This is a genomic window from Luteibacter sp. HAY1-4A (genome assembly GCF_056755355.1).
This window is the reverse complement of the sequence record NZ_JBNDHZ010000042.1, coordinates 16,574-37,846: the sequence shown is the minus strand read 5'-3', so window position 1 is coordinate 37,846 and position 21,273 is coordinate 16,574. Positions and strand designations below refer to the sequence as shown.

At 65.9% G+C, this 21,273-nt stretch carries 18 protein-coding genes; 9 read left to right on the top strand and 9 right to left on the bottom strand.

Annotated elements, in window-relative coordinates:
• The first annotated feature begins 571 nt into the window (after positions 1-571).
• On the top strand, positions 572-2,356 hold the full coding sequence (locus tag ACPYOD_RS14435) for a GmrSD restriction endonuclease domain-containing protein (RefSeq protein ID WP_481302422.1): 1,785 nt from the start codon (positions 572-574) through the stop codon (positions 2,354-2,356).
• Between the two features lie 374 nt (positions 2,357-2,730).
• On the opposite strand, the gene ACPYOD_RS14430 is transcribed toward ACPYOD_RS14435, so the two are convergent.
• Complete coding sequence (locus ACPYOD_RS14430; RefSeq protein ID WP_481302421.1) at positions 2,731-2,985, bottom strand: hypothetical protein; 255 nt, start codon at positions 2,983-2,985, stop codon at positions 2,731-2,733.
• A gap of 288 nt (positions 2,986-3,273) precedes the next feature.
• On the opposite strand from ACPYOD_RS14430, the gene glnL reads away from it, so the two are divergent.
• The 3 genes from glnL to ACPYOD_RS14415 are packed head-to-tail and all read left to right on the top strand — an operon-like array spanning position 3,274 to position 6,087.
• Positions 3,274-4,245 (top strand): nitrogen regulation protein NR(II), encoded by a 972-nt coding sequence (glnL, locus tag ACPYOD_RS14425; protein ID WP_481302420.1) that lies wholly within the window; start codon positions 3,274-3,276, stop codon positions 4,243-4,245.
• Positions 4,242-5,627, top strand: coding sequence for a nitrogen regulation protein NR(I) (gene ntrC, locus ACPYOD_RS14420; RefSeq protein WP_481302419.1), 1,386 nt, complete (start codon positions 4,242-4,244; stop codon positions 5,625-5,627). The genes glnL and ntrC overlap by 4 nt, the downstream gene beginning before the upstream one ends.
• Positions 5,628-5,631: 4 nt before the next feature.
• Positions 5,632-6,087 (top strand): N-acetyltransferase family protein, encoded by a 456-nt coding sequence (locus tag ACPYOD_RS14415; protein ID WP_481302418.1) that lies wholly within the window; start codon positions 5,632-5,634, stop codon positions 6,085-6,087.
• A 19-nt stretch (positions 6,088-6,106) separates the two neighbouring features.
• Here ACPYOD_RS14415 and ACPYOD_RS14410 read toward each other — a convergent pair whose 3' ends face one another.
• On the bottom strand, positions 6,107-8,602 hold the full coding sequence (locus ACPYOD_RS14410; protein ID WP_481302417.1) for an EAL domain-containing protein: 2,496 nt from the start codon (positions 8,600-8,602) through the stop codon (positions 6,107-6,109).
• 78 nt (positions 8,603-8,680) lie between these two features.
• The gene (locus ACPYOD_RS14405) at positions 8,681-9,808 is read right to left on the bottom strand and encodes a hypothetical protein (protein ID WP_481302416.1); all 1,128 of its coding nucleotides are present in this window, start codon (positions 9,806-9,808) and stop codon (positions 8,681-8,683) included.
• A 184-nt stretch (positions 9,809-9,992) separates the two neighbouring features.
• Here ACPYOD_RS14405 and ACPYOD_RS14400 point away from each other — a divergent pair, with 184 nt between their 5' ends.
• A complete protein-coding gene (locus ACPYOD_RS14400; RefSeq protein WP_481302415.1) occupies positions 9,993-11,279 on the top strand; it encodes an acetyl-CoA C-acetyltransferase in 1,287 nt (428 codons plus the stop codon).
• A 20-nt stretch (positions 11,280-11,299) separates the two neighbouring features.
• Complete coding sequence (locus ACPYOD_RS14395) at positions 11,300-11,863, top strand: energy transducer TonB (protein ID WP_481302414.1); 564 nt, start codon at positions 11,300-11,302, stop codon at positions 11,861-11,863.
• An 87-nt stretch (positions 11,864-11,950) separates the two neighbouring features.
• Here ACPYOD_RS14395 and ACPYOD_RS14390 read toward each other — a convergent pair whose 3' ends face one another.
• The 5 genes from ACPYOD_RS14390 to ACPYOD_RS14370 all read right to left on the bottom strand — a co-directional run bounded on the left by ACPYOD_RS14390 (position 11,951) and on the right by ACPYOD_RS14370 (position 15,931).
• Entirely contained in the window at positions 11,951-13,906 is a 1,956-nt protein-coding gene (locus ACPYOD_RS14390) for a phospholipase D family protein (RefSeq protein ID WP_481302413.1), read from the bottom strand.
• A gap of 58 nt (positions 13,907-13,964) precedes the next feature.
• Entirely contained in the window at positions 13,965-14,519 is a 555-nt protein-coding gene (locus ACPYOD_RS14385; RefSeq protein WP_481302412.1) for a YceI family protein, read from the bottom strand.
• A gap of 10 nt (positions 14,520-14,529) precedes the next feature.
• Positions 14,530-15,000, bottom strand: coding sequence for a SixA phosphatase family protein (locus ACPYOD_RS14380; protein WP_481302411.1), 471 nt, complete (start codon positions 14,998-15,000; stop codon positions 14,530-14,532).
• A gap of 63 nt (positions 15,001-15,063) precedes the next feature.
• A complete protein-coding gene (locus tag ACPYOD_RS14375; protein ID WP_481302410.1) occupies positions 15,064-15,696 on the bottom strand; it encodes a nucleotide-binding protein in 633 nt (210 codons plus the stop codon).
• Between the two features lie 37 nt (positions 15,697-15,733).
• The gene (locus ACPYOD_RS14370) at positions 15,734-15,931 is read right to left on the bottom strand and encodes an antitermination protein NusB (protein WP_481302409.1); all 198 of its coding nucleotides are present in this window, start codon (positions 15,929-15,931) and stop codon (positions 15,734-15,736) included.
• A gap of 175 nt (positions 15,932-16,106) precedes the next feature.
• Here ACPYOD_RS14370 and ACPYOD_RS14365 point away from each other — a divergent pair, with 175 nt between their 5' ends.
• Positions 16,107-17,141: a hypothetical protein gene (locus ACPYOD_RS14365; protein WP_481302408.1), complete on the top strand. Its 1,035-nt coding sequence runs from the start codon at positions 16,107-16,109 to the stop codon at positions 17,139-17,141.
• A 124-nt stretch (positions 17,142-17,265) separates the two neighbouring features.
• Here ACPYOD_RS14365 and speE read toward each other — a convergent pair whose 3' ends face one another.
• Positions 17,266-18,123, bottom strand: coding sequence for a polyamine aminopropyltransferase (speE, locus tag ACPYOD_RS14360; protein ID WP_481302407.1), 858 nt, complete (start codon positions 18,121-18,123; stop codon positions 17,266-17,268).
• Positions 18,124-18,442: 319 nt separating this feature from the next.
• Between speE and speA the strand changes: the two genes are divergently transcribed.
• Together speA and ACPYOD_RS14350 are read left to right on the top strand one after the other, a co-directional pair.
• Complete coding sequence (gene speA, locus ACPYOD_RS14355) at positions 18,443-20,341, top strand: arginine decarboxylase (protein WP_481302406.1); 1,899 nt, start codon at positions 18,443-18,445, stop codon at positions 20,339-20,341.
• Entirely contained in the window at positions 20,338-21,198 is an 861-nt protein-coding gene (locus ACPYOD_RS14350; RefSeq protein WP_481302405.1) for an NAD(P)-dependent oxidoreductase, read from the top strand. Before speA ends, ACPYOD_RS14350 begins: the two co-directional genes overlap by 4 nt.
• Positions 21,199-21,273 lie beyond the last annotated feature (75 nt).

Genomic DNA, 21,273 nt, shown 5'->3' with positions numbered 1-21,273 from the left:
AGATGTGTATAAGAGACAGCCCCATATGCACTTAGGACAAGTCTGGGATCTGTGCGTGCTAAGCGCACGTCCCGCCGCCGCATGGAATGCGACTGGAGAGCCGATAGGTTCCTTAACTCACGAGGTGCTTGTCATACATTGGCATTGCGTCCGCGGGCGTCCCCGTGGCCCGATAGAACACGTTGTGTCGTCCGTAATGCCTCATCAGTCCGGCCATGAGCGCCACGGCGCAGGCGGCCCCCTGTTCGGTCACGGTAACTTCTGAGTCAATCTGAAGAAGCAATCCTTCCTCCTGCAACAACACCGCCCGCCCCCACACCTGCATCGACGCCAATTGAGTTCGACGAAAGCGGTTCGCTCGGGCGGAACCCTAGAGAGGGTTGTCGTGTACGCAAGACTAGTTGTCGCTTTTTGTAGATAAGCGCCCTGTTGATCTCCGCTCTCCCCTTCGCGCACGACACCGAGCTTATAGGCGCAACGTTAGGAAGTGCGCCCCATCCCCACCATCACCAAGGCGTCGTACCATACGATGACGTCGCTTTACCGCCAACATCATAGGGGGGGAGAGAGCATGAGTGTGACGCCGCGCGGCATGTCCGTTCAGGAAGCATATCGAGAATTTGTGGCGGGCAACTTCATGGTTAACCGTCAGTACCAAAGAAAGCTGGTCTGGACCGTTAGCGAGAAAGCCCGGCTCATCGACAGCATATTGCGTGGCTACCCCATTCCGCTCATTCTGCTTGCCACCCAGACGCAGGAAGATGGTTCGAAGGTCTTTGAGATCGTCGACGGCATGCAGCGCCTGAATGCGGTGTTTTCCTACATTGAAAACCAGTTCGCCTCCGCCGGCCGTTACTTTGATGTGGAGCAGCTCGCGCGAGCTAAACAGGCGTCGGACGAGGGGCGTTTCGTTGCTATCGGGGACAGTGACAAGCTATTGGATGCAGCGAGCTGTGCGCGTCTGCTCGAGTACACCTTCGCCGTCACAGAATTTCCCGTGGTCGACCCGGAGTCGGTCAATGACGTGTTCGGGCGCATTAACGCTTATGGACGGCAGCTCAGCGATCAGGAGAGGCGTCAGGCTGGCGTAATATCGCCGTTCGCGAATTTCGTTCGCGAGATCTCCGCGGAGCTTCGCGGCGATGCATCGGCCACCTATCTTGACTTGGCCTCGATGCCTCAGATAAGCGTCGACGTTGAAGGAGATGAAGACAATAGATATGGGGTTCGCGCTGACTCTACCTTCTGGTGTAAGCAGGGTGTAATTCGAAAAAATCAGTTGCGTGAGGCCGAGGACGAACAGATGCTCGCCGATCTTGCTATCTCGATTCTTGAAGAGCGTCCATTCGCCTTCAGTGGGGCCGCGCTCGACCAGTATTATGATTCCCAGTCTGAGGTGTCACGCGAAATCAATGCCCGCCTGTTCGCTTTTGGCGCGGACGCGCTAAAAAACGCGATCATTACGACGTTTTCAGTACTGCGCGAAACTGTCGAGCGCTATGACCCGAGCCCGAACGCGCTTCGCAGGGTTATACACCCTGAAGCTGGCGGCAACCCGATCAAGACCGGGTTCTATGCGGTCTTTATGGCCCTCTACGAGCTTTGCTTGCGAGAGGGGAAGACTCCGTTTGACGGCACGGCGATCATGCGGGCGCTGTCTAACCTGCAGTCTCGACTCAACGTCGCGGCCGGTCAGATTCGCTCCGGTCCCCGACAACAGAATGTCGCCATGACTAAGGGACTCATCCAGGCTTACTTCGAGGAGAGAGATCCCGGTGTTGCTCAGTTGGGCATGGGATTGGCTATTCGGTTTGAGAATGCTCTGCGGCGATCAAGGGTCGAAACAGCGGCTTATGAATGCAAACAGGGCCTTTGCTCACTCGCAGCCAACAGGACGTTGAATGCGGACCTTATGGACCGGCTCGTCGAAACAGCATGCGGGATCGCCAACATTGGACCACATTCCAGTGGTGCCATCTTCATCGGCGTTGCTGACAACTTCGAGACGGCAGAGCGCGTCAGAGCACTGGACAATGTCGAGCCGCTGTCGGTGGGTGCGCGGTACGTCGTCGGCGTCGATCGCGAGCTCGCTCCGCTGAATCAAACGCTTGACGCTTATAAGCAACGGGTGGTCGCACGTTTCAGGAACTCCGGCCTGAACGAGCCGCTGCGCTCGTCGCTGCTCGGCCATATCGACTGCATCGATTACCGAGGCATGTCGGTGCTGTGCATATGGATCCCTAGTCAACGCAGCGTATCGGTACTTGATGACAGGGTGTTCGCCCGTGAGGGTTCCAATACGGTGCGTTCCGACGGCTTCCGCGCGATACAGGCCGTGGCGGCGCGATTCGATTAACTGTGCGCCGCCAGGCGCGCAGCATTACGATGACATCGTGATCCCACTGGTTGGTGCAGATGCGACATCCAGATGATCCATACGGTCATTTATGTAGCCAGCTGAATCACGACAACCTGTAGCCCGCCGGCGCTCTCGGCTACGCCTTCCAGCAAGGACCGCCGGCGGCCGCACTGATGAAGCAGTTCAGGAAAAATCTATTGGATCGCAAACTGCAGCAGCAGTCGTGATGCATTGTGACAAGCAAGTCATCACGTCGAACACAATAATGATCGACCGCATCCGCTTCTCGCATCGTGCGTCCACCGACATGGGTGAGATCGACGTAGCTCGCCTTATCCACATGAGTTCCGATGGACAACTGGCAACAGTAGCTACACCTGCGCATCTGGAGATATCGATGAATTCGAGCCCTCCACGGCGGCGGCCTGACTCATCGCGTCGCCTCCCTCGCCAGGCGAATTCGAATGCTGGCCGCATGGGCAGACCTGCCAAGCGAGCCGGGTAAAGTCCGGGAGGCCAGCTTTATGACGTGATACCCCGGCGCCGCAGAAGAACAGCACGTCGCCGAGGTCGCGCGCCTCCAGCAGTGCATCCGGGATGTTTGGACCATTGGCATTGAAGCGCATCCGGCTCTCCGATTGGCATAAGCCCTACCCGCGCCGGCACCTTATGTACACACTTTGCTAAATGGATCCAGCCAAATCCGTCAGATCCTCTAGGAATAAGTCGGAGGTATCCGCGAAAACTGAGGCGCTGAGCCAATCTAGGGCCTCTCATTTAGCAAAGTGTGTGCGTCGTGTCCAAACTATGCCATTCCGTCCACGTTCACATCTTGCCGACGGATTGCGCGCGCATATAGAAATCCCTAAATTGGTGCAATGCCCGCACCCAACGAAGCCGAACTCCCCTCCCTAATGAGCACCGGCCTCGCCTTGGTCGAAGACGACGGCCGGGTCTGCTGGATCAACGCTGCAATGGCCGAAATGCTCGACGTCGGCCCCCGTACGGCCATGGGCCAGCGGCTCACGGCGCTCCTGCGGGAACCTTCGCTGGAAGCGCAACTGACGCGCACGCTCGCTGACGGACGCGCCTTCAACCTGCGCGGCACCTCCTTTACCGTGGCGCGGGGCCGGGAGTTGCTGGCCGACCTGACGACCCAGCCGGTGGACGGGGGCCGGGTGCTGGTGGAACTCCATCCATTGGCTTCCGACATCGTGCCCGCCGCCACGCCCTTGTCGGCCACGCTGCGCGGCTTCGCGCATGAGGTGAAGAATCCTCTCGCCGGCTTGCGCGGCGCGGCGCAATTGCTCGAACGGCGGGTGTCGGAGCCCGACCTTCGCCAGCTCGCCGCGATGGTCATCGCCGAGGCCGACCGCCTCGCTTCGCTCGCGGATGGCCTGCTTCGCCACGGTGGCACCGCGCGGATCGCATCGGTCAACGTGCACGAGCTGCTCGAGCGCGTCGAGACCCTGGTCGCCGCGGAGCAGGGTGCGCCGCGCGTTCGTCACGACTACGACCCGAGCCTTCCCGACATCCAGGGCGATGCCGATCGCCTCCTCCAGGTGCTGTTGAACCTCACCCGCAACGCCACGCAGGCGGGTGCGCGAACGATCACGCTGCGCACGCGCGTCGAGCATGCCGTCCGCCTCGGCGAGCGTGTCGTCCGTGCCGCCCTCCGCGTGGACGTCGTGGACGACGGTCCCGGTGTGCAGAGCGAACTCCGCGACACGCTCTTCCAACCCCTCGTCTCCGGCCGCCCCGACGGTACCGGCCTCGGCCTTGCCCTTTCCCGCGAGATCGCCCTCGAACACGGTGGTGACCTTCGCTACACCAGTCATCCGGGCGAGACGACCTTTTCGCTGTACCTGCCCATGGAGCGCGCATGACCGACATATGGATCGCCGACGACGATCGCGGCGTGCGCTTCGTGCTCGCCGAGGCGTTGCGCGACGCCGGCCATGCCGTGCGCGAATTCAGCACGGGCGACGCGGTGCGCGCGGCACTGACGGAGGGCCGGCCGGACCTGCTGGTCACCGATGTGCGCATGCCCGGCGAGGACGGCCTGCACCTGCTCGAAGACCTCACCCGGCGCAACATCGGCCCTGTGATCGTGATGAGCGCCTTTACCGACGTGGCCACCACGGCAGCGGCGTACCGCGCCGGCGCGGCGGATTACATCGCGAAACCGTTCGACCTCGACCTTGCCGTGGAAGCGGTGGAGCGTGCGCTCGCAGCCTCGCGCGAAGCGGTGGTGGTGCCGGCCACGCGGGTGGACACGCATGCGCTGCTTGGCGAGAGTCCCGCCATGCGCGAGGTGTTCCGCTTGATCGGCCGCGTGGCCGCCAGCGACCTCAACGTGTTGATCACCGGCGAGACGGGCACGGGCAAGGAACTGGTGGCACGTGCGCTGCACGACGAGAGCGCGCGGCGAGGCAAGCCCTATGTGGCGCTCAACACCGCGGCCATTCCTTCGGAGTTGCTGGAGAGCGAACTCTTCGGCCACGAGGCGGGCGCGTTCACCGGTGCCACGCGCCGCCACGCCGGGCGCTTCGAGCAGGCCGACGGCGGCACGCTGTTCCTCGACGAAATCGGCGACATGCCCCTCGCCTTGCAGACACGGCTGCTGCGCGTGCTGGCGGGGGGCGAGTTCTATCGCGTGGGCGGGCGCGAACTCATGCATGGGAACGTGCGCATCATTGCCGCCACCCATCAAGACCTCGAAGCACGGGTGGCGGCCGGGCAGTTCCGCGCCGACCTGAAGCATCGCCTCGATGTGGTGCGCATCGCGCTTCCCTCGCTGCGCGAACGCCGTGCCGACATTCCCCTGCTGGCAAAACACTTCCTCGCCCAGGCGGCCGCCGAACTGAACCTTCCGCCGAAGCGTTTCTCGCGCGGCGCGATGAAGCTGATCGAGCAGCGCGAATACCCCGGCAACGTGCGCGAGTTGGAGAATCTGTGCCGGCGGCTTGCCGTGATCGCGCCCGGTGTGGAAATCCAGGCCAGCGATCTCGGCGGCATCGCGGTGGGCCAGCCACGGGGCACCGAGTGGACGGAAGCCCTGCGCGCCTGGGCACAGGATGCCCTGGCGCGCGGCGAGCCGGACATCCACAACCGCGCCCGCGAGGCGCTGGACAAGACCTTGCTGCAAGTCGCGCTGATCGCCAACGACGGTCACCGGCAGAACGCGGCCGCCGCCCTCGGCGTCGGCCGGAACACCTTGACCCGCAAACTCGGTGCGTCGCGCAAGCGGCGGCCCTCGAAGGAATAACGTCATGTCCCTGGAGATTCGCCGCGCGGCGCTGGAAGACGCCGATGCCATTGCCCGCTGGAACATCGCAATGGCGTGGGAAACCGAGCAGAAACGGCTGGATGCCGACACCATCGGACGCGGTGTGCGTGCGGTGTTCGACGAACCGCGCCGTGGCTTCTACCTCGTTGCCGAACTCGACGGTGTCGCCGTGGGCTGCCTGCTCGTCACGTACGAGTGGAGCGACTGGCGCTGTGGCGATTTCTGGTGGGTGCAAAGTGTGTACGTCGCCTCCGAAGCGCGCCGCGCCGGCGTGTTCCGCGGCATGTATGCGCACGTGAAGGCGATGGCGGAAGGCGCGGGCGCGGTGGGCTTGCGCCTCTACGTGGAACTGGAGAACGAGCGGGCGCAGGCCACGTATGCCGGGCTGGGCATGGAACGCTGCCACTACTACATGTACGAGGCGCCCCTGAAGGGCTAGCGCTCCTTCAGCGAGGCGTTCAGTCCAAGGCCACCGTGGGATCGCCCATGTCGATCACGGAGATGCGCGCCTCGAAATCCCGCGCGGTCATTGGCTTGCCGAACAGGAAGCCCTGCATCTGCGAACAACCCGCCGAGCCCAGGAAGGTGGCCTGCTCCATGCTCTCCACGCCTTCGGCCAGCACCTGCTTGTTCATGCCCTTGCCCATGGTGACGATGGCGCTGACGATGGCGGCGCTGTCGTTGTCCCACGCCACGTCGCGGATGAAGGCGCGGTCGATCTTGAGGATGTCGACGGGGAAGTGCTTGAGGTAGGCGAGGCTGCAATAACCCGTGCCGAAGTCGTCGAGGCTTAGGGCCACGCCCAGCGACTTGATCTTGCGCAGCAGTTCGGCGATATGGTCGCCGCCTTCCATCACGGTGCGCTCGGTGAGTTCCAGCTCGAGCAACGTGGGATGGAGTCCCGTTTCCACGAGCACGGCGCGCAGCGATTCATAGAAGCGCGTGTGCTGGAACTGCAACGCCGAGACGTTCACCGACACGGACAGCGGCCGGTACAGCCGCGTCCATGCCTCGGCCTGGCGACAGGCTTCGCGCAAGGCCCATTCCCCGATGGGTACGATCAGGCCGCAGTCTTCGGCCACGGGGATGAACTGCTCGGGCGAATAGACGTCTTCGCCGTCGACCTGCCAGCGCAGCAGGGCCTCGGCGCCGACGATGGTGCCAAGTTCCACGTCGACCTTGGGCTGGTAGTGCAGGCTGAGTTCGTTGCGGGCGAGGGCCTTGCGCAATTCGACCTCGATGCGCACGCGCGCCGTGTTGCGCTCGTTCATCGTGGGGTTGAAGAAGCGATAGCCGTTGCGCCCCTGCATCTTGGCTTCGTACATGGCGGTATCGGCGTTGCGCAGCAGCGACTCGGCGTCTTCCGCGTCGTCGGGGTACACGCTGATGCCGATGCTGAAACTGATGGTGAGAGCCGGGGTGTCGAGCCCCAGTCCGAACGCCTGGCCGCAGGCGGCCAGTACCTTCTCGGCCACCGTGCTGGCGTCGCCCGGCCCCTCGATGAGAGGCAGCAGCACCACGAATTCATCGCCGCCGAGGCGGCTCACGGTGTCGTCGGAGCGGACGGCGCCACGGATACGGCGCGCCACTTCCTGAAGCAGGTTGTCGCCCGCGGCGTGGCCCAACGAGTCGTTGATCTGCTTGAAGTGATCGACGTCGACGAACAGCAGCGCCGCGCGCTGGTTGCGCCGCGCGGCCGAGGTCACGGCGAATTCCATGCGCGACGTGAGCAGCGCGCGGTTCGGTAGCCCGGTGAGCGTGTCGTGGTGCGCGAGGTGGGCCATCTTCAGGGCCAGCGCACGGGTTTCGCTCACGTCGTGGAACACCACCACGCCGCCGACCACATTGCCGGCATGGTCGTGAATGGGGGCGGCGGAATCCTCGATCGGGCTGTCGAAGCCGTTGCGATGCACGAGGATGGCGTCGGTGGTGAGGCCGACGATGCTGTTCTTGCTGACCGCCATGATCAGCGGATTGGGAATCGGCCGGCGCGTGAGCGGATCGCGCAACTGGAAGATGTCGTCCATGGGCCGTCCCACCGCTTCGTGGCTTGACCATCCGGTCATGGCCTCGGCGATGGGATTGAGCGAGGTGACGATGAGTTGCGTGTCGGTGGTGATGACGGCGTCGCCGATGGACTTCAGCGTGACCTCGGCGAGCTCGCGCTCGCGGAACAGCGCGTCTTCGAAGGCCTTGCGTTCGCTGATGTCCTGTATCTGGGAGATGAAGTACAGCGGCCCGCCGACTTCGTCGCGCACCAGCGAGACGCTGAGCTGCACGTGCACCACGTGTCCGTCACGGTGCAGGTAGCGTTTTTCCATCTGGTAGGACAGCCGGTCGCCGGAGAGGAGCTTCTCCACGAAGCCGAGGTCCGCGGCGAGGTCGTCGGGATGGGTGACGACCTGGAACGAGGTACCCATGAGCGTCTGCTCGTCGTAGCCCAGCATGGCGCAAAGGGCTTCGTTCACCTGCAGCCAGCGGCCGTCGGGCAGTACCAGCGCCATGCCGATGGCGGCGTAACGGAATGCCTGTGCGAAGCGCCGCTCGCTTTCCTTCAGGCGGGCCTCGAGCAAACGCCGGCTGGAAATGTCGGCGAGCAGGATGGCCACGCCGCGCACGTTGCCCTCGTTGTCCACGTCGGGCGAGAAGGTGGCTTGCGCATAGTGGTCGCCCGCGCTGTTGCGGATGGCACGGTCGGCCACCATGACCGTGCCGCCCAAGGCCGCGCGGATGTCGGGCTCGATGTGCGTGTAGACCACCGGATCGATGACCTCGACGATGGGGCGGCCCACCACGTCGACATCGTCGACGTTCATCCACGCCAGGTACGCGGGGCTGGCGTAGCGGTAGCGCATGGCCGTGTCGACGTACGCGATCATGGCCGGCGTCCGCTTCAGGAGGTACGCGGACCAGTCGGATGGGGAGTCGTTGACGGGAGGAGTGGATGAGCGCATGGAGCCGCCGGTGTGACCTCGGCCCACTCTAGAACCTCAGTCCCCTCCCGTATATCGGACGATTCGTGAAATCGGGTTTCAGTGCAGCGCGGGCGCCGGGGCGGAGAGGGCACCGTCGGCGTCCAGCAGCATCCGGCCGAGGGCATGGAGCTCCTGGGTGGCGTCATAGCGCTCGGTCAGCGCATCGAGCAGCGGCGCCAGGGCGTCCGGTGCCAACGGATAGCCGTGCGCGAGGACCCGGGCCTTGCCCGGCGCCGGTTGGGCCACGGTGATGGCGGCCATGCCGAGGCCGGCCGCCTCGTGGGCGTACAGGGCAGGCGGGGGCAGCGCCGGATCGGCCGTGGCAATGGGCTCGATCAGGTAACCGGCCGTCTGGGTCGATTCGCCCTCGAGGTGGAGGGGAACGTGGTGCGCGGCCAGCAGGGCCGCGTACTGGCGCAGTTCGAACAGGGTGCCCGCGAACTCATGGCTGGCGTCGGCACCCTTATTGCCCGCCTGCGCGAACCACGACGACGGCCCGGGTACGCCCACCCGCCCCTCGGCATAACGCAGGGGCAGCCCGCGCGATCCCACGGCCGTCTCCTCCTTATAAGGCGTGAGCAGCGCGGCCTCGAGCATGGTCCACATGGGGGCCAGGTTCACGTGCTCGTATTGCACGCAGGTGAGCGCGATCAGGTCGTTGCGGCTGAGATACCGCGCATGCTCCAGGCGCATGCCCAGGGTGCGCATGAGGAAGTCCGCCGTAGCCGTGCCGGCTTCGCCACGCCCGACCAGTTCCACTTCCATGGCGCCGGCCATGTCTTCCGCCTGGCTGGCGGGCGCCAGCACCATCCAGGGTATGAGGCGCATGGGACCGCCCGCGTAAGCGCGGTCGGGCACCAGCGGTTGCGCCGGCATGTGGCCTTCATGGGTGCCGAAGGCGACCACGCCGCCGGCATCGGTCACCCGCGGGATGCGCCGCGCCAGTTCTTCCAGCGTGGCGAATACGGGGAAACCGGGGCGCAGCAGCTCCACGCCGTCGAACAGGGCGCCGGCGATGGCCAGGCGCGATGACTCGATGCCGGGCAGGAGGGCGCGCAGGTCGTCGGCCATCAGGGAAGCGAGCACCTGGGCTTCGTCCCGGGTGAGTTCCAGCCGGTCGGGCGCGCCGTCCCCGGCCAGTTCCAGCGCCAGCACGGCGGGGCAGGCGATCAGCGACTCGTTCACGGCAGGTTTTTCCGAACGGCAAAGGAACGCAATTCTATCATTCGGCCGGATCGGGCTTTCGCCGGAAGGGGATGCGGGTTAGCCTTGCCGATACGCGTTCGTCGGCGATCGTCGGCATCCGCGATCCCTTCTTCGCACTCGGCTGCCCCTGGGGCATCCCCTCGGTCTGGACAGTTTCTCAAGCATGGATAAGTCGCAAAAGCGTGTGGGTGTGGTCGGCGGCGTCCGCATCCCCTTCTGCCGGAACAACACGGCCTACGCCGACGTCGGCAACTTCGGCATGTCGGTGAAGGTGCTCGGGGCCCTGGTGGAAAAATTCGGGCTGCATGGCGCCGAGCTGGGCGAGGTGGCCATGGGCGCCGTCATTCGCCATTCCTCGGACTGGAACCTGGCGCGCGAAGCGGTGCTGTCCTCCGGGCTGGCCCCCACGACGCCCGGCATCACCACGGCCCGGGCCTGCGGTACCTCGCTCGACAACGCCATCCTCATTGCCAACAAGATCGCCACCGGCCAGATCGAGGCCGGCATCGCGGGCGGTTCGGACACCACCAGCGACGTACCCATCGTCTATGGCCAGAAGCTGCGCAAGCGCCTGCTGGCCATGAATCGCGCGAAGACGATGAAGGAAAAGCTCCAGGTCGCCACGCGTGGCTTCTCCCTGAAGGAACTGAAGCCATCGTTCCCGGGCGTGGCCGAACCGCGCACGGGCAAGTCGATGGGCGACCACTGCGAGCTCATGGCGAAGGAGTGGAAGATCGGCCGGGTAGAGCAGGACGAACTGGCGCTGGCCAGCCATCGGAAGCTCGCCGCGGCCTATGAGGCCGGCTTCTTCACCGATCTGGTGGTGCCGTTCCGTGGCCTGAAGCGCGACGGCTTCCTCCGTCCGGACACCACGCTCGAAAAACTCGCCTCGCTGAAGCCCGCCTTCGACAAGACCTCCGGCCAGGGCACGCTCACCGCCGGCAATTCCACGGGCCTTTCCGACGGTGCCGCCGCCGTGCTGCTGGGCAGCGAGGAATGGGCAGCGGCTCGCGGCCTGTCGATCCAGGCTTACCTCACCCACGCGCAGGTGGCGGCGGTCGACTTCGTGCATGGCGAAGGCCTGCTCATGGCCCCCACCATCGCCGTGCCGCGCATGCTGAAGCAGGCGGGCCTCACGCTGCAGGATTTCGACTTCTACGAAATCCACGAGGCCTTCGCCGCGCAGGTGCTCTGTACGCTGCGCGCCTGGGAAAGCGAAGACTACTGCCGGCAGCGGCTGGGCCTCGACGCCCCACTGGGCTCGATCGATCCGGCCAGGCTCAACGTCAACGGTTCCAGCCTCGCGGCCGGTCATCCGTTCGCGGCCACCGGCGCCCGTATCGTGGCCACCCTGGCGAAGATGCTGGAGCAGAAGGGTTCGGGCCGCGGCCTGATCTCCATCTGCACGGCCGGCGGCATGGGCGTCACGGCTATCCTCGAACGCCCCTGATCGTCCCCGTCATAGCCCGCATGCTCGCTTTACGTACCAGTACTTCCCTAAGCGCCCTCGCGCTGCTCATCGGTGTCGCCGGCACGAGCTGGCTCACCGCGCTCACCTACGAGCGGGCGCCGAGGACGCGCGGCCTCGCCGAAGTCACGCTGCCCACGGCGGCGCCGGCCCTGGTGTCGAAAACTGTTTCGCAGGTGGCGCCCGCCGCCGCTCGCCCGGCTGCCGTCACCCCGTCGTCGGCGCGGCCAGCCAGTGCCCGGCCTGCGTCCGTCGTACCTCCGTCGGCGCGTCCGGCAAGTGTGGCCAGGGCTCCCGTTCCGGAATCGCTGGTGCCGGTGTTCATGCCGTCGCCGCGTTATCCGATGTCCGCGTTGCGTGCGCACCGCGAGGGGAAAGTGGTGCTCCATGTCACGGTCACGCCGGAAGGCGACGTCACCCAGGTCGCCGTCGGCCGCTCCAGCGGCGACGAAGCCCTCGACCGCGCCGCACAGGAGGCGGTGCGCGACTGGCGTTTCGCCGCAGCCGACGACCGCCCCGATCGCTACACGGCGGAACTGCCGGTCACGTTCGAACTCACGCGGTGAACCGGAACCCAGGCGTCCTGTAGGAGCCGCTATAGCGGCGAGAACACGGCACCGTATCGCAAGGTTCCCTCGCCGCTATAGCGGCTCCTACAGAATCCCCGCCGCCGAACCGCCGAACGCCGTGATCATCCGCGTGTAGATCAGCTTGAGCGACACGTCCACTTCGGGGAAGTCGCCCACGGGCTCGTAGCATTCGAAGAAGCGGGGGTCTTTCCAGCGCATGGGAATGCAGCCGGGCTTGAGGTCGTAACTCGTGGCATAGCGGAACGGCCACAGGTCGAAGAACGGCAGGCGCTCCGACACGTCGCCGATGAATTCATTGATCGACGACAGCACCGGGATCGTCTTGTGCCGGGGGGCGATCACCCAGGCATTGCCGGGTTCGGTGTCCTGCAGGATCGAATCGCGCAGCCGGTCGGCGAAGCGCTTGTCGTACACGATCACGCCTGACTCGGTGTTGTAGTGGTCCGAGCGCGGGTCGAAATTGTGCGTGCCCACCATGGCGAAGGTGTCGTCCACCACGATGGACTTCGCATGCAGCCCGAACCGTACACCGGCGGTGAGCAGCGGCGCGGGCCTGTTGCGCGAACCTCGGCTGGCGCGGCTGCCGAGCAATCCGGCCGACTCCGAAGGGGGGACGAATCGTTGCGAGGCCGCGCGTCCGCCGGGCCGCCGCGCCCGGCCACCGCCGTCCGCACGGTTTGGGGAAGCTCCCGCCACGGGCCCGTCGACGGGAGGCGTATCGACGGCCCACGTATGGCCTTCCAGCGCATCGGGGTCCGCGTCGAGAGGATGCGGTTTCAGCTCGTAGATCTCGAACCCGTAGTCGGTGAGGTAGCGCTTGCGATGCTTGTACGAGAGCGCATACACCGCGAACGCGTCGGTGGACGCCAGCGAGTTCGTGGACACCACCACGCGCGGCGGATCCGGCCGGCGGCCCAGCGCGCTGAATATTTTCTTCGCCGGCTTGCTCATGACAAGGTAGGGCGTCTGCAACACGATCTCGCTCTTCGCGTTGCGCACCAGTCCCATGATGTGGCGCGTCAGGGCGCGCACCTCGCGCTGCTTCGGTTCGTCGGTCTTGCCGGGCAGGTCGGAAAGGTATTCCACGCGGTTCATGCGCAGGGTGTTGCGCATGATGTGCTCGTCGAGCCACGCCGGATCGAGCGCGTCGGACACCAACGTGGCCACCCTGTCGGGCTTCTCGTAGGTGGGTGGATTCCAATGCCGTGGATCGTCGGTATCGGCCAGCAGTTCCCGGTTCACGTCACGCAGGTGGGTAAGCGGCGCCGAGCGCTTGTGTGCCCAGAACTGCTCGAAACTGGCGCCCATCTCGCCGGCTGCGGGGCCGCCCACCAAGACGTCGCGATCGATGTAGTCGAAGGTGTCGTCCCAGTCGAAATAGCGATTCTCGTAGTTCCGTCCGCCGGTGATGCCGATGAGGTCGTCCACCACCAGCAGCTTGTTATGCATGCGCTGGTTGAACTTGTAGAAGCAGCAGAGGACGCCGGCGGCGAATTCCAGCGGCGGCGTGCGCGCGCTGTGGAAGGTCGGGTTGTACAGCCGGATCTCCATGCGGTCGCTGGCGCGTGCGAGCGCCGCCAGCAGGCCCGGATCGCGGAAGGAGAACAGCTGGTCGGCCAGGATGCGCACGTGGACGCCGCGCCTTGCCGCGCGCACCAGTTCGTCCAGCACGAGCTTGCCGGCGTCGTCCTGTTCCCAGATGTAGGTCTGCACGTCGATGCTATTGCGCGCCGCGCGGATCAGGTTGATGCGCGCGGCAAGCGCGCTTTCGCCATCTTCCAGCAGCGTGGTCACGTGCACCGGCTTCGCCGCCGTGGAGGCGGCGTTTGCTTCCAGGGCGGCGTCGATCAAGGGCGAGGGCGTCGCGCAGTGGCTCGTGTCGGACGGATCGCAGGTGTCCTGCCGGTCCACCGTGAGGGTAACCACCGCATCGGCCTTGTGGATACGCTCCCGGGACAACGAGCAGCCGCCCGTGGCAAGCGTGGCGGCGAGGATCAGGAGCGTAAGGAGGCGGCGCATGGCGCGGATGATAGGGGAGGACTGGCAACGCCACGTGAGTTTGCGCGGCGCAGCGCTGTCAGGGGTTTGTCAGCACGATCGCCAGGCCCAGGTTGACCCGGTCCGAGAGGGCGCCCCGGCGCCCACGCATCTCGAAGTCCGTGCGGTCGATGGTGCCCTTCAGTTGCAGCACGCATCCGGCCAGGTCGCGCGGGGGACAGTGGTTCGCCTGCAGGTGCAACGTCACCGGTTGGGTGACGCCGCGCAAGGTGAGCCGCCCCTGCACGTCGCCGCCGTCGCTGAGCAGTTGCATGGACAGGGGCGAGGACTCGAAGTGGATCTGAGGGTGACGGGCGGCGTCGAAGAACTCGGGCGCCAGCAGCCAGCGACGCAGGCGCGCCGACTCCATGCGCACGCTGGCCGTGTCGATGTCGGCACTCACGACAGCGGTGTGCCTGGCCGGATCGATGACCAGTTCCCCCCGAATACCTTCGAAGCTGCCGGTGACCGTGCTGATCCAGAGAAGGCGCACGCTGAATTCGGCGTGCGAACGGACCGGGTCGATGCGCAAGTCGGCGGCGGATAAGGGCGCCGCCGCGAGAAGCGCGACGATCGCCGACAGCAGGTGGCGCATTCGGGCATGCTCAGTTCGGGGGAGACCAGAAGGCCGTCAGTTTGCCGGCGCCGGGCTCCAGCTTGTCGTCGAACTGGATGTGGGCGATGCCCCCTGGCGGCATGCCACGGTAGTCCTCGGAACGGCCTTCGACCAGGAAGGCGACGAGTTGCTCGATGCCGGGATTGTGGCCGACCAGGACCACGCCCTCCGCGTCCCAGTTCTTTTCGATGATGTCGTAGAGCTCGCCTACGGTGGCGTCGTAGATACCGTCTTCGAACTTCGGTTCGACCTGGCCAAGCGCGAGGGCGGCGGTTTCCTTGGTGCGTTCGGAGGGGGAGCAGAGGATGCGTGAGTAGGAAATGCCTTCCTGGGAAATCCATTTGCCCGCTGCCTGGGCTTCGCGGCGCCCGTGTTCGGTCAGGCGTCGCTCGCGGTCGTCCTTGCCGTCCTTGCCGTGCGGCGTCGCCTCGGCGTGGCGTAACAGGATGAGTTCGTGCATGGGTACCGTCTCTTCCGCAAGGCCACCTTGGGTGGCGTGATCGATGACGCGGCCCCTTCGGCGTCAGGTACTGCGCTTTATCCAGCGCAGCAGTTTCGCCCAATCGTCCTGGTGTCCGCGTACGTTTTCCGAGTGGTAATCGAAGATGCCCTTACCGAGCGCCGTGAGCAAGACGTACGCTTGCGAGTCGCGAAGTTCCGCAACGACAGGAAAAGGCGCGCGCTCGCCGAGTTCGGCCAGGGCGGCCTGGCTTGCATTGGTCCAGGGCTTCAGGCGGTTGCCCACGAGGCCGACGGGCAGCTTGCCGCGCTTCACGCGGCTGAAGCCCTTGAGCACCTTCAGGAAATCCAGCGTGGCGTCCAGGTCGAAGTGCGAAGGCAGCACCGGCACCACGATGACGTCGGCCCGTTCGAGGTAGGGCTCGAGGTCTTTCTCGTCCACGCCCGCGGGCGTGTCCACGATCACCCTGTCGATGCCGTCGGGCAGGCGGTCGAAGGCGCGGCGGCTGCCTTCGATGGCGACGATGGCGGGGGCGTTCTCAGGTCGGCGGCCGACCCAGCGCAGGCTTGAATGCTGGCGGTCCGCGTCGATGACGGCCGTTTTCTTTCCCGCCTGGGCCCAATGGGTAGCGAGTTGCGTGACCAGCGTGGTCTTCCCGCAACCGCCCTTGCTGCTTGCCACGAGCGTCGTAAGCATTCGCGCGCACCTGCCTTGGGAGAGCCCTAGCCTACATTCAGAAGAGCTTGGCGCGCACCTTTGGCATTACCACCAGGATGAGGGTGGCGATGGGCCCGAGCACGAGCGACAGAAGCCACCAGGCCAGGCCGCTGCGGTTCTTGCCCTGGGCGAGGCCGGCGTTGATCAGCGTCAGCGTGCCCCAGCCGACGAAGAAGCCGGCGCGCTCGCTGGCGAAGAGGGCGAATTGGTCCATGGGTAAGCTCCTGTTCTGTCGCAGGATTGGTTGGTGCGGTCGATCGGATCAAGCCGGCGTTTCCCCCCGCGCAGCTTCCGATAGTAGCAACGTCGTCCGTAAAGATTGCGGTGCGGCGCAGCTTCCGTTCATGGTCGGGCCGTATCCTTGTCGTTTTATTTCACGGAGATGGCCCATGCGCGGACGTCGCATTGCAGTGCTGGCCCTTGCGGGCCTGCTGTCCTTGCCCGCCCTGGCCGACGGCCCGTGGCCCGGCGCCGCCAAGGGCCCGGCCAAGGGTCCGGTGGTGCAGAAGGACCAGACGAAATCCCTGTTGCAGTTCCAGAAGGACCTGGCCAGCGTGCTGGCCCTGCGCACCGAGGCGGAGCCGTTGCTGGGCGCCGCCTTGCTGGCCCGCCCGCTGGCCAACCCGCCGGAGGTGCTGAGCTACCACGCACTGCTGGAACGTGCGGCGAGGAATGCCGATGCCGGCCCGCAGGTGACCTGGGCGCGGCTTGCCGACTGTGACGCCAAGGGCGGCACCTGCCCCAATGCGGAAGCGCTGGCCCAGTTGGAAAAGCAGGCCCCCGACAACGCGGCGGTCTGGCTGCTGAAGCTCGGCATGGACGAGCACGGGAACGCCGGCGACGCGGTTCGCGCCGATCTCGGTCGTGCCGCGAATGCCAGGCTCTATGACGACTACCTGGGCGCGAGCCTGAAGGCGCTGGCCAACTCGGTGAGCCAGTTGCCGCCGCCGGCGGACACCTTCAACGCCTTGCAGGGCTCGGGTGCGGCGGGCGTGCAGATGGTGATCGTGTTCGGCCTGGCCAGCGCGCAGCCGGTGCCGGGCTTCCAGGCCACCGCGAAGTACTGCGAAGACAACAAGTCCGATGCGGGTATCGCCGGCGACTGCCTGAAGCTGGCCAAGGTGCTGGAATGGGGCAGCAGCCCGCTCGGCCGTTCCCTCGGCCTGCACCTGCGCGAGACGCTGTCGGCCACCGAGGCTGACCAGCAGGATGCCAAGCGTGCCCGGCTCAACCTGATCTGGCAGATGCAGCGCTTCGCCCAGCTCAACATGCAGGCGCAGGGCGACAAGGCCACGGCGCAGAAACTCCTGGCGCTGGCCCGCAGCGGCGGTACGGAGATGAGCGTGATCCTGGCCGCACTGCGCACGTACGGCATTCCGCCGGAAGCGCCCGCCGGCTGGGAGCCGGCGAAGGTCGAGAAATGAGTTGGGGGCCAGCTACTGTGGAAGCCGCTTCAGCGGCGATCCCGCGGTAGCGGGCAAGGGTGCCGCAAGCACCCATCGCCGCTAAAGCGGCTCCCACACAAGGGCATCAGCCCACAGGGGTGCCTCAGTCGCCCAGCTGCTCGCGCATGAACTCCGGCTGCGCCAGCGCGCCCTTGTGGATGTCGGCGTTGTAGTACTTGGTGGGGAAGCCCTTGCTGATCGCGCCGCGCTCGCGGAAGCCGGAGAGATCGCCGTCCTTGCGCGCCATGGTGCAGCTCCACCAGCCGGTGGGGTAGCAAGGCTGCGGGAACGGCAGCGTGCGCACGGCCTTGAACCCGGAGGTGCGCATGGCCGAACGCATGGCCTTGATCAACTCGATGTGGGCCAGCGGGGACTCGGACTGCTGCACGAGGATGCCGCCGTGGCGCAGCGCCTTGTAGCAGCTGGTGTAGAACGCGGCGTTGAACAGGCCCTCGGCCGGCCCGACCGGGTCGGTGGAATCGACGATGATGAGGTCGATCGACTCCGGCTCGGCTTCCGCCATGTACTTGATGCCGTCGATGAAGAGCAGCTCGGCGCGCGGGTCGCCGTTGGCGTCGCACAGTTCCGGGAAGTACTGCTCGGCGAGGCGGGTGACGCGCTCGTCGATCTCCACCTGGGTGGCCTTTTCCACTTCCTCATGCTTCAGCACCTCGCGCAGCGTGCCGCAGTCGCCGCCGCCGATGATGACGACGCGCTTGGCGCGGGCGTGCGTGAACAGCGCCGGGTGGGTCATCATCTCGTGGTAGAGGAAGTTGTCACGGCCGGTGAGCATGACGCAGCCGTCGATCACCATGAGGTTGCCCCAGTCGGTGGTCTGGTAGATCTCGATGGTCTGGAAAGGGGTCTTCTCGGCGTGCAACAGGCGCTCGACGCGGAAACCGATGGAGGAGCCCGACGCCTGGTGGGCTTCGGTGAACCAGCTGAGCTGCTGCTGCGACATGACGCTTTCCTGAAAACGGGTAGGGGGCTAAACGGTAGATTGTACCGCCACGGGCCGGAAAGCGGCCAAGTCCTTGCACGCATTGGAAAGTAGGGCGACGCCGACCTTGGGCCAGCCGATACCCCGATGTCATGAGGCACCGCTACAATAGGCGGTCTGCCGCCCGTCCATCGTCGAGCGCAGACCCCGTCTGGTCGGCCCCGCGGCGTGCGAGGCTCCCGGCCGCCAGGCCCGCTTCAGGTCAAGGTTCGCCGCTGCGACTGTTCCGCGCCCCCCCTCCCGGGGGGACTCGACACAATCAATGGAGATCGTCACCCCCATGACGAACTGGACCACCGATCGCGCGAAACTGACCTACGCGATTCCGCACTGGAGCAACGGCTACGTCGACGTGGCCGGCAACGGCCACCTTCTGATCCGTCCTCGCGGCGACGAGGGCCCGGCCCTCGACCTGCCGGCGATCGTCGACAAGGCCACGGCCGAGGGCTTGCGCCTGCCGCTCCTGGTGCGCTTTCCCGACATCCTGGCCGACCGCCTCGCGCATCTGCAGCGGGCCTTCGGCAAGGCTATCGCCGACGCCGACTATGCCGGCACCTATACCGCCATCTATCCCATCAAGGTGAACCAGCAGCGCGGCGTCGTCAGCGAACTGGTCGCCGCGGGTGAGGAAGGCTTCGGTCTCGAGGCCGGCTCCAAGCCGGAACTGATGGCCGTGCTCGGCCAGGCGCGGCCGGGCAGCATGGTCGTGTGCAACGGCTACAAGGACCGCGAATACGTGCGGCTGGCGCTCATCGGGCTTAAGCTCGGACTGCGGGTGCACATCGTCATCGAGAAATTGTCGGAACTCGACCACGTGTTCGCCGAGGCGAAAGCGCTAGGGGTCGAGCCGCTGCTCGGCGTGCGCGTGCGCCTGGCCTCCATCGGCGCCGGCAAGTGGCAGAACACCGGCGGCGACAAGGGCAAGTTCGGCCTGAGCCCCGGCCAGGTGCTGGAACTGATCGACCGGCTCGACGCCGCGGGCCTCAAGCACACACTGCGGCTCCAGCACTTCCATATGGGCTCGCAGATCTCGAACGTGCGCGACATCGCGGCGGGCATGCGCGAAGCCGTGCGCTACTTCGTCGAACTGCACCGCCTGGGCGTACCCATCGACGTGGTGGACGTGGGCGGCGGTCTCGGCGTGGACTACGAGGGCACGCGCTCGCGCAGCTACAACTCGATCAACTACAGCCTGGAGCAGTACGCGGCCAGTATCGTGCAGCCGCTTGCCGAGGCGGTGGCCGAGCATGGCATGAAGGCGCCGGTCATCTTCACCGAATCGGGTCGCGCAATGACCGCGCACCACGCGGTGATGGTGGTGAACGTGAGCGAAGTGGAGCCCGTGCCCGAAGGCGCGATTCCCGCCGAACGGGATGGCGAACCCACGGTGCTCAGGCACCTGCGCGAAACCCATGCGGAACTCGGGCATCGCCCGCCGCTGGAACTCTTCCACGAGGCGCAGCACCACTTCGCGGAAGGCCAGGCGTTGTACGCACTGGGCCAGCTCGACCTGCGCGACCGCGCGAGACTGGACGAACTGTTCTACGCCATCGCGAACGCGGTGCGTCCGCGCCTGCTTCCCGCCGAGCGCGCGCATCGCCAGGCGCTGGACGACCTCGACGAGAAACTGGTCGACAAGTACTTCGTGAATTTCTCGGTCTTCGAATCGGTGCCGGACATCTGGGCGATCGACCAGATCTTCCCCATCGTGCCTATCTCGCGCCTGGACGAGGAACCGCGGCGCCGCGGCGTGATCGCCGACCTTACCTGCGATTCGGACGGCCGTATCGACCACTACGTGGATGCGGAAGGCGTCGACGTGAGCCTGCCGCTGCATGGCTTGAAGGACGGCGAGTCGTATCGGCTCGGCATCTTCATGGTGGGGGCGTACCAGGAAACGCTGGGCGACATCCACAACCTGTTCGGCGATACCGACGCGGTGAACGTACGGGCCACGAAGGACGGCTACGAGTTCGCGCACATCCGCCGCGGCGACACGACCGACCTGATGCTCGATTACGTCGGCTACGACCTGAAGCTCCTGCGCCAGTCCTACAGTGACCGCCTCGCCGCCGCCGGCATCTCCGGCACCGAGGCGGACACCCTCGCGGCCGCCCTCGACAAGGGGCTGACCGGCTACACCTACCTCGCGGAAACCGCGGGCCAGGAACGAACATGAGCCTGAAAGCAGCATTCATCGGATTGGGCGCGATGGGCGCGCCCATGGCCGGTCACCTCAAGTCCAAGGGTCTCCTCGCAGCCGTGGGTAACCGCACGCAGGCGAGAGCCGACGCGCTTGCCGCCGAGCTGGGCGTGGTTGCACCGAGCCTGGCCGATATCGGTGCGTCCTGCGATGTCATCGCGCTTTGCGTGAGCGCGGATGCCGACGTGATCGGTGTGGTCGAGGCGCTGTTACCGTCGCTGAAGAAGGGCACGATCGTCGTCGACCATTCCACCGTGGCGCCGGCCACCGCGCAGAAGGCGGCGCGCCTTCTTGCCGACGTGGGTGCCGACTTCCTCGATGCGCCGGTATCGGGCGGCGTCGAAGGTGCGAAGAACGGCAAGCTATCGGTGATGGTGGGCGGCGATGCCGCCGTGGTCGAGCGCGCGCGTCCGGTGCTGGAGGCCTACGCCGCCCGCGTCACGCACATGGGCGGCGTCGGCAGCGGCCAGGCGACGAAGGCGGTGAACCAGGTGCTGGTCGCCGGCATCGCACAGGCGGTGACGGAAGGCCTGGCGCTCGGCGAATCGCTGGGGCTGGAGGCAGAGCGCCTGCTCCCGACGCTCGCCGCCGGCGCGGCAGGCAACTGGTTCCTCGACAAGCGCGGTGCCACCATGCTGCGCAACGAATTCTCGGTGGGATTCAAGCTGGCCCTGTTGCACAAGGACCTCGGCATCGTCCGCGGCATCGCCACCGAGGCGGGCACGGACCGCACCATTATCGAACAATCGTTGGCGGACTTCGGCGAACTGATGTCGCGAGGCTACGGCGACGACGACATCTCGGCGTTGATCCGGCTGAAGCGCAAGCAGTAACCGTCGCTCACTGCGATTCGTTGTAGGAGCCGCTATAGCGGCTGTAGGAGCCGCTATAGCGGCGAGAGCAAGCGG